At 62.9% G+C, this 6,105-nt stretch carries 5 protein-coding genes; 3 read left to right on the top strand and 2 right to left on the bottom strand.

Features of this window, described 5'->3' with window-relative positions; all coding sequences use genetic code 11:
• Positions 1-91 precede the first annotated feature (91 nt).
• Both H6X51_RS18785 and H6X51_RS18780 read right to left on the bottom strand, forming a co-directional pair.
• Positions 92-2,152 (bottom strand): RHS repeat protein, encoded by a 2,061-nt coding sequence (locus H6X51_RS18785; protein WP_185268976.1) that lies wholly within the window; start codon positions 2,150-2,152, stop codon positions 92-94.
• 44 nt (positions 2,153-2,196) lie between these two features.
• A complete protein-coding gene (locus tag H6X51_RS18780) occupies positions 2,197-2,433 on the bottom strand; it encodes a hypothetical protein (RefSeq protein ID WP_185268975.1) in 237 nt (78 codons plus the stop codon).
• Between the two features lie 55 nt (positions 2,434-2,488).
• Here H6X51_RS18780 and H6X51_RS18775 point away from each other — a divergent pair, with 55 nt between their 5' ends.
• The 3 genes from H6X51_RS18775 to glgP all read left to right on the top strand — a co-directional run bounded on the left by H6X51_RS18775 (position 2,489) and on the right by glgP (position 6,092).
• Positions 2,489-3,580 (top strand): methyl-accepting chemotaxis protein, encoded by a 1,092-nt coding sequence (locus tag H6X51_RS18775; RefSeq protein WP_185268974.1) that lies wholly within the window; start codon positions 2,489-2,491, stop codon positions 3,578-3,580.
• Between the two features lie 349 nt (positions 3,581-3,929).
• A complete protein-coding gene (locus tag H6X51_RS18770; protein WP_185268973.1) occupies positions 3,930-4,376 on the top strand; it encodes a hypothetical protein in 447 nt (148 codons plus the stop codon).
• A gap of 69 nt (positions 4,377-4,445) precedes the next feature.
• On the top strand, positions 4,446-6,092 hold the full coding sequence (gene glgP, locus H6X51_RS18765) for an alpha-glucan family phosphorylase (RefSeq protein ID WP_185268972.1): 1,647 nt from the start codon (positions 4,446-4,448) through the stop codon (positions 6,090-6,092).
• Positions 6,093-6,105 lie beyond the last annotated feature (13 nt).

Raw genomic sequence — 6,105 nt, 5'->3', positions numbered from 1 at the left:
CTGATGACCCGGGCATAGAGCTTGTTGCCGGTGATATAGGCCCGCAGGTCACGATTGCCGGTCTCGGCGGCGGTGGTACTGCCGGTATTGTTCAGGCCGATATGGATGAGCCGCCCGGTGCCACTGCTGCTGGCCAGGTTGACATCGACGCTGAGTTTGACGCCTTCACTGGCAGAGTAATAGGCGGTGCTTTGGCCGTAGTACCTTCGGCGGTTTGCAGGGTATGCAGGGTCAGGCGTTGGCCCGCCGCATCGTATTTAACCGCGCCGGCGGGGTCGGCACTGGCGCTTGGCAGGACCAGTCCGGTGGTGTTGGCGGCGAAGGTCTGGTTGAGCTTGTTGACCGCAGCGCCGGTGCTCAAGGTGACCAGGGCGGCGACGGCCTCCCCATTGGCATAGACGTGGTGGGTGTACTCGGTGATGCTGCCTTTGCGTTTGATCTCGAAGTGGGCGCCTGAGTCCAGGCGCGGGTTGATGTACAGGGTGGTGGCGCCGTCGGTGTGGACGTGTTTGATACGCTGGTAGTCGGCATCGTAGGCGAAGCTCTCGGTCTTGCCGGTGCTGCTGCGGCTGATGCTCAGCGGTTTGTTGAAGGCGGTCCAGGTGAAGGTGCGGCCACCGCCGCTGCTGACGTTGCCGTTGGCATCGTAGGCGTAGGTGGCATAACTCTGGTTGCAGTTGCCGGTGGCCATGGAGCTGTTGCGACACACTTCAGCCACCGCCTGCGGGCGGTTGCTGTGATAGCGGTAGTAGCCGATATCGCTCTTGTAGGTGATGTTGCCGACCTTGTCGTAGGTCACGGTACGGGCGGTCTGGCCGACCACGGTGGCACTGGTCAGGCGGTTATGCGCATCGTACTGGAAGGTTTCGGTCAGGTTGCTGCGATGCTCGCTGCGGCTGAGCAGGTTGCCCAGGTCATCGTGCAGGTAGCTGTCATTCTGTACGTTGTTGCGTGCGCTGTTGGTGCCGGCGGCCAGGCTGGTCAGGTGCCCGGTGAGCGGATCATAGCTGCGCAGGGTCTGTACGCCGTTGCCCAGGGTGGTTCTGAGCAGGCGGCCATGGGCATCGGCGGTGTTGGTGGCGGTGTCGCTGATCTGCCAGTAGACCCGCTGGCCATCGGCGTTCTGTACCTTGGTCAGGAAGCCACGGCTGCTGTAGACGTTGTGGTAGCTGATGCCGGTGGGATAGGTCAGTGACTGCACTCGGCCGAGGCTGTCGTAACCGGTGCTGAGGGTGTAGTCCTGGTTGTCGACCCGGGTGGTGGTCTGGGTCGGGCGGCCCAGGTTGTCGTACACGTGGGTGCGACTATAGCCGTTGCTGGCGGTGACCTGGGCCAGTTTGCCGAGCCCTTTGTTGGCGGTGTCATACACCCATTGGCTGTTGAAGTCCGGCGCCTGGCGCTGGGTCACCCGGCCCAGTACGTCGTAGCTGATCTGGGTGGTCTGGCCTTTGGCATCGGTCTGGCTGATCAGTTGCCCAAGGCTGTTGTACTGGTAGCTCCAGGTGCCTTGGTTGGGATCCTGGTCGGTGAGTTTATTACCGGCCAGGTCATAGGTGTATTGGCGCAGCTTGCCGTTGGCGTCGGTGACCTTGAGCAGCCGCCCCAGGGCGTCGTATTCATACAGGTTGGTCGCGGCTTCGGAGGTGCCGACCGCATCGACCACCCGTACCGGTTGGCCCTGCAGGCCAAACTCCTCGGTGCGCTGCTGGTTCAGTTCGTTGGTGTAGGTGGTGCGCAGTCCGTCGTAAGCAATTTTGGAGGTTTTGTTGGCCGGATTGCGGACCTGCGTCACGCGACTGAACGCGTCGTAAGTGTAGGTGGTCCACTTGATGTCCGTGGCGCCATGGAAGTAGGGCTCGGCGCTGCGGGTGACCTCGCCATGGTAGTTGAATTCCTTGCGCCCGTTGATCACCCAGCGGCCATCGAGCGACTGAGTACGGCTGTACAGTTCGCGGCGCAGGCTGTCGAAGTAGGTATAGCTTTCCGGGGTGATCGGCGTGCCGGCCAGGTCCGGGGCGCCGCCCGGCGGCAGGACGTTGTTGGGGTCCTTGACCACCTGGGTCTTGACCGAAAAGCGAGCGTGAGGAAGGCAGTAGGTGTCGCCGGTGCAATGGGCGTAGGTGGTCAGGGTCTTGGTGCCATCGGCGCTCATGCTGGCCACGACCCGGCCGAAGATGTCGTACTGGTTGTAGCTGGTCAGGCCATTGGGCCGGTCTCGCTGAGCAGGTTGCCGGTGCTCAGGTCATAGCTGCGGGTCAGGGTGTGGCCCAGGGCGTTGGTCTCGGTGACCGGGAACAACCGCAGGGTGGTGTCGTAGCTGGTGGTGGAGGTGACTTCGGCAACGCGTTTGGCCGGGGTGCTGCTGTAGTCGGCGCGCACGCCGGTCAGGGAGAGGGAGTAGTGGGTGTGGGATGGCGTAGTAAAAAAGCTCATGTCCCGGTTGCCCCGGCCGATATAGCAGCTATATATCTGCAAGTCCGAGGTAACCATGTGGCGCGGCGGTAGCAAGGCAATCCAGGCACTGCAACAGGAGAAACAGCAGCTCGAGGCCCAGCTGGCCAGTCAGGCCGAGCGGATACGGCAGCTGGAGGGCGAGCTGGCCGAGCGTGAACGGAATAGCCAGCAACAGCTGGACTACTATCGCGAGGTGGCCGGCAAGCTGGTGCGCTTCAGTACCTCCATCACCCAGCTTGGCGACTCCTTCGAATATCTTGCCGGCCAGTTGGGTCAGGACAAGCAGCATGCTGCCCAGGTATCCAGCGCCGCGCTGAACAACCAGCAACGCTTCGACGCGCTGCAGGGCAAGGCCAATGCCATGGAGAGCGGTCTGATCGAGGCTTCGCGCCAGGTCGAGACGCTGTCCGGGCATTCCGGCGAAATCAATGGCATCGTCGATCTGATCGGCGGTATCGCCAGCCAGACCAACCTGCTGGCACTCAATGCTGCCATCGAAGCTGCCCGCGCCGGTGAGGCCGGGCGCGGCTTTGCCGTGGTCGCCGGTGAGATCCGCCAACTGGCCGAGCGCACCGCCCAGGCCACCAGCGAGATCGTCGGCAAGATCGAGGAACTGCAGCAGATCACCGCGGCGGTACAGGCCTACATCCAGTCCCAGGGCACCCTGGCCGAGGACTTCAGCCGCACCACCGAGGACGCGGTAGCCGGTATGCAGGTGCTGCACAGCCTGGCCGGGGAGATGCGCCGGGGCATCGAGAAGTCGGCCTTCCGCGCCGGGGTCGAACTGGCCAACCTGGATGAGCTGTCGCTCAAGTTCGTGGTCTACAACCATGTACTCGGCCGCCGCGGCAGCCCCATTCCGGCGCTGCCCAGCGAGCGTGAGTGCCGCTTCGGTCGCTGGTACTACGGCGACGGCAGCCAGAACCTGCAACAGCTGGCGCATTTTCGCGAGATAGAGCGGCCGCATACCGCCGTACACCGTGAGGGCCAGGCCGCCATGCAGGCCTTCGAGCAGCAGCAACTGGCCGATGCAATACGCCACCTGGGCGAGATGGAGGAGGCCAATCTGGAGGTCATGCGCATCGTCGGCCAGATCATGCAGGCGTTCGAACACCAGCAGGCCTGATCCGGCGAAGGCAATGAGTCTCCCCGATACTGGATGCTGCTCACTTAATGTCGTCATCCTTCCTTGAAGCTCGTCATCCTTCGCGCAGGCGAAGGATCCAGGGTGCCGGCTGACTCGGAGTGGCCGGTGGATCCTTCGCCTGCGCGAAGGATGACGGAGGTTACAGAGGTTGCGGAATTTGCGGCGGAGCACAGATTCAGTGAACAGTTTTACTCGTGACGCCCGCCTGCGTGCAGAGTTGTCGTCGATCCGATAAACGGTATATTGTGTTTCGCCACCAGATGCCTGATTCTCTCGGTCAGCGTTGCCGGGAACGCCATTACGGCGACATCACAGGGAGAACAAGAATATGCTCAGAGCATATCTGGATACGGAATTCACCAGCCTGGCCAGCCACGCCCGGCTCATCAGCCTGGCGCTGGTCACCAGCGATGGGCGGGAGCTCTATCTGGAACTGGTCGACAACTGGCAGGTCGATGACTGCTCCGGGTTCGTGCAGGATACCGTACTACCGCAACTCGACCTGCAGTCCCACGGGCTGACTACCTCGCTGGCACGCCACCGTCTGCAGGACTTTCTCGCCACCATAGCCCCGGCCGAAATCATCACCGACACCCCGCACTGGGATTGGCCGCTGCTGCACTGGCTGGCCGGCAGCGATGGCCTGCCGCGAGGGGTACGCACACGGGCGCTGCCCAACAGCGTGCATGACTGGAGCGAACTGGCACAAGCGCCGCACCATGCGCTGGCCGACGCCCGACTGCTGGCCGGCCAGGTGGAACGCGTCATGCTCTGATTGGGGCAACCAAAGGACCACGACCGTTGTCAGTATGAGGAATCCACCGCTCGTTACGGGATCACCCTCATGTCGCGAAGCTGGCCGCTTCCCTGGAAGCCCGACCCTCAATACAACACCCGCGTGGCCTATTTCTCCATGGAATACGCCATCGACCAGGCACTGAAGATCTACTCCGGCGGCCTGGGCTTTCTCGCTGGCTCGCATATGCGCAGCGCCCACGACCTGCGCCAGAACCTGATCGGCATCGGTATCCTGTGGAAGTACGGTTACTACGACCAGGTACGCCATGACGACCAGCGCATGCGTGTGCAATTCCAGAAGAAGTACTACCCGTTCCTGGTCGATAGCGGCCTGCGCACCGAGGTCACCGTCAATGGGCATCCGGTGCATATCAAGGCCCTGCTGCTGCCGGCCGGGGTATTCGGCACCGCGCCGATCTACCTGCTGACCACCGATATTCCGAAAAACGACTACCTGGCGCAGACCATCACCCACCGGCTGTACGATACCGAGCCATCGACCCGCATCGCCCAGAGCATCGTGCTCGGCCTGGGCGGCGCACGGCTGGTGCAGCAGCTCGGCGGAGCGGACATCTACCACCTCAACGAGGCCCATGCCCTGCCCCTGGCCTTCGAGCTGATGGACCGGCTGCAGGACAGCCAGGCGGTGCGCCGGCATATCGTGTTCACCACCCACACCCCGGAAAAGGCCGGCAACGAGGAGAACCCGCTGGCGTTCCTGCATGACATGGGTTATTTCGGCAAACTGTCGCTGGATACCGCCGCCGAGCTGACCGGCATGCGCAGCGGCACCTTCAGCCATACCCTGGCGGCTTTGCGCGTCGCCGGGCGGGCCAATGGCGTATCGCGCCTGCATGGGCAGGTGGCCAATGCCATGTGGGGCGAGCAACCCGGCATCTGCCCGATCACCTCGATCACCAATGCGCAGAATGCGCGTTTCTGGCAGGACCCGATCATGCGCCAGGCGCTGCAGGAGGATGACGATGCGCGGCTGGTCAGCCGCAAGCGGGAGATGAAACGCCAGCTGTTCCAGGTGGTGGCCGACCAGACCGGCAAGCTGTTCGACCCCGAGGTACTGACCATCGTCTGGGCCCGGCGCTTTGCCGCCTACAAGCGCGCCGACCTGCTGCTGCATGACCTCTATCGTTTCTGCCGGCTGATCGAACAGTACGAACAGCCGGTACAGGTGATCTGGGCCGGCAAGCCGTTCCCCTTCGATCAGACCGCCATCGACATGTTCAACCAGTTGGTGCTGCATTCCTATAAGACCGCCCGCTTCGCCGTGCTGACCGGTTACGAGATGCAGCTGTCACGGCTGCTGAAACAGGGCGCCGACGTCTGGCTGAACACCCCGCAGCGGTTGCACGAAGCCTCCGGCACCAGCGGCATGAGCGCCGCCATGAATGGCGCGGTGAACCTGTCGATCAGCGATGGCTGGGTCCCGGAGTTCGCCCGGGATGGCTACAATTGTCTATTGATACCACCGGCGGACGAGCAGTTGGATGCCGCCGCGCAAACCGCCGCGGACTACCGGAATCTGATGCAGATCATCCAGCAGCAGGTGCTGCCATTGTATTACCTGCAACACGATCGTTGGCTGCGACTGGTCAAGCATGGCATGGGCGATGTGCTGCCGCGCTTCGACTCTGACCGGCTGGCCGACGAGTATTACCAGTTGATGTACAACGGCTGAGATCCGGAGGCGC

This window comes from Halopseudomonas xiamenensis, assembly GCF_014219065.1.
GTDB lineage: Bacteria > Pseudomonadota > Gammaproteobacteria > Pseudomonadales > Pseudomonadaceae > Halopseudomonas > Halopseudomonas xiamenensis.
This window is presented reverse-complemented; position numbering and strand designations above follow the sequence as displayed.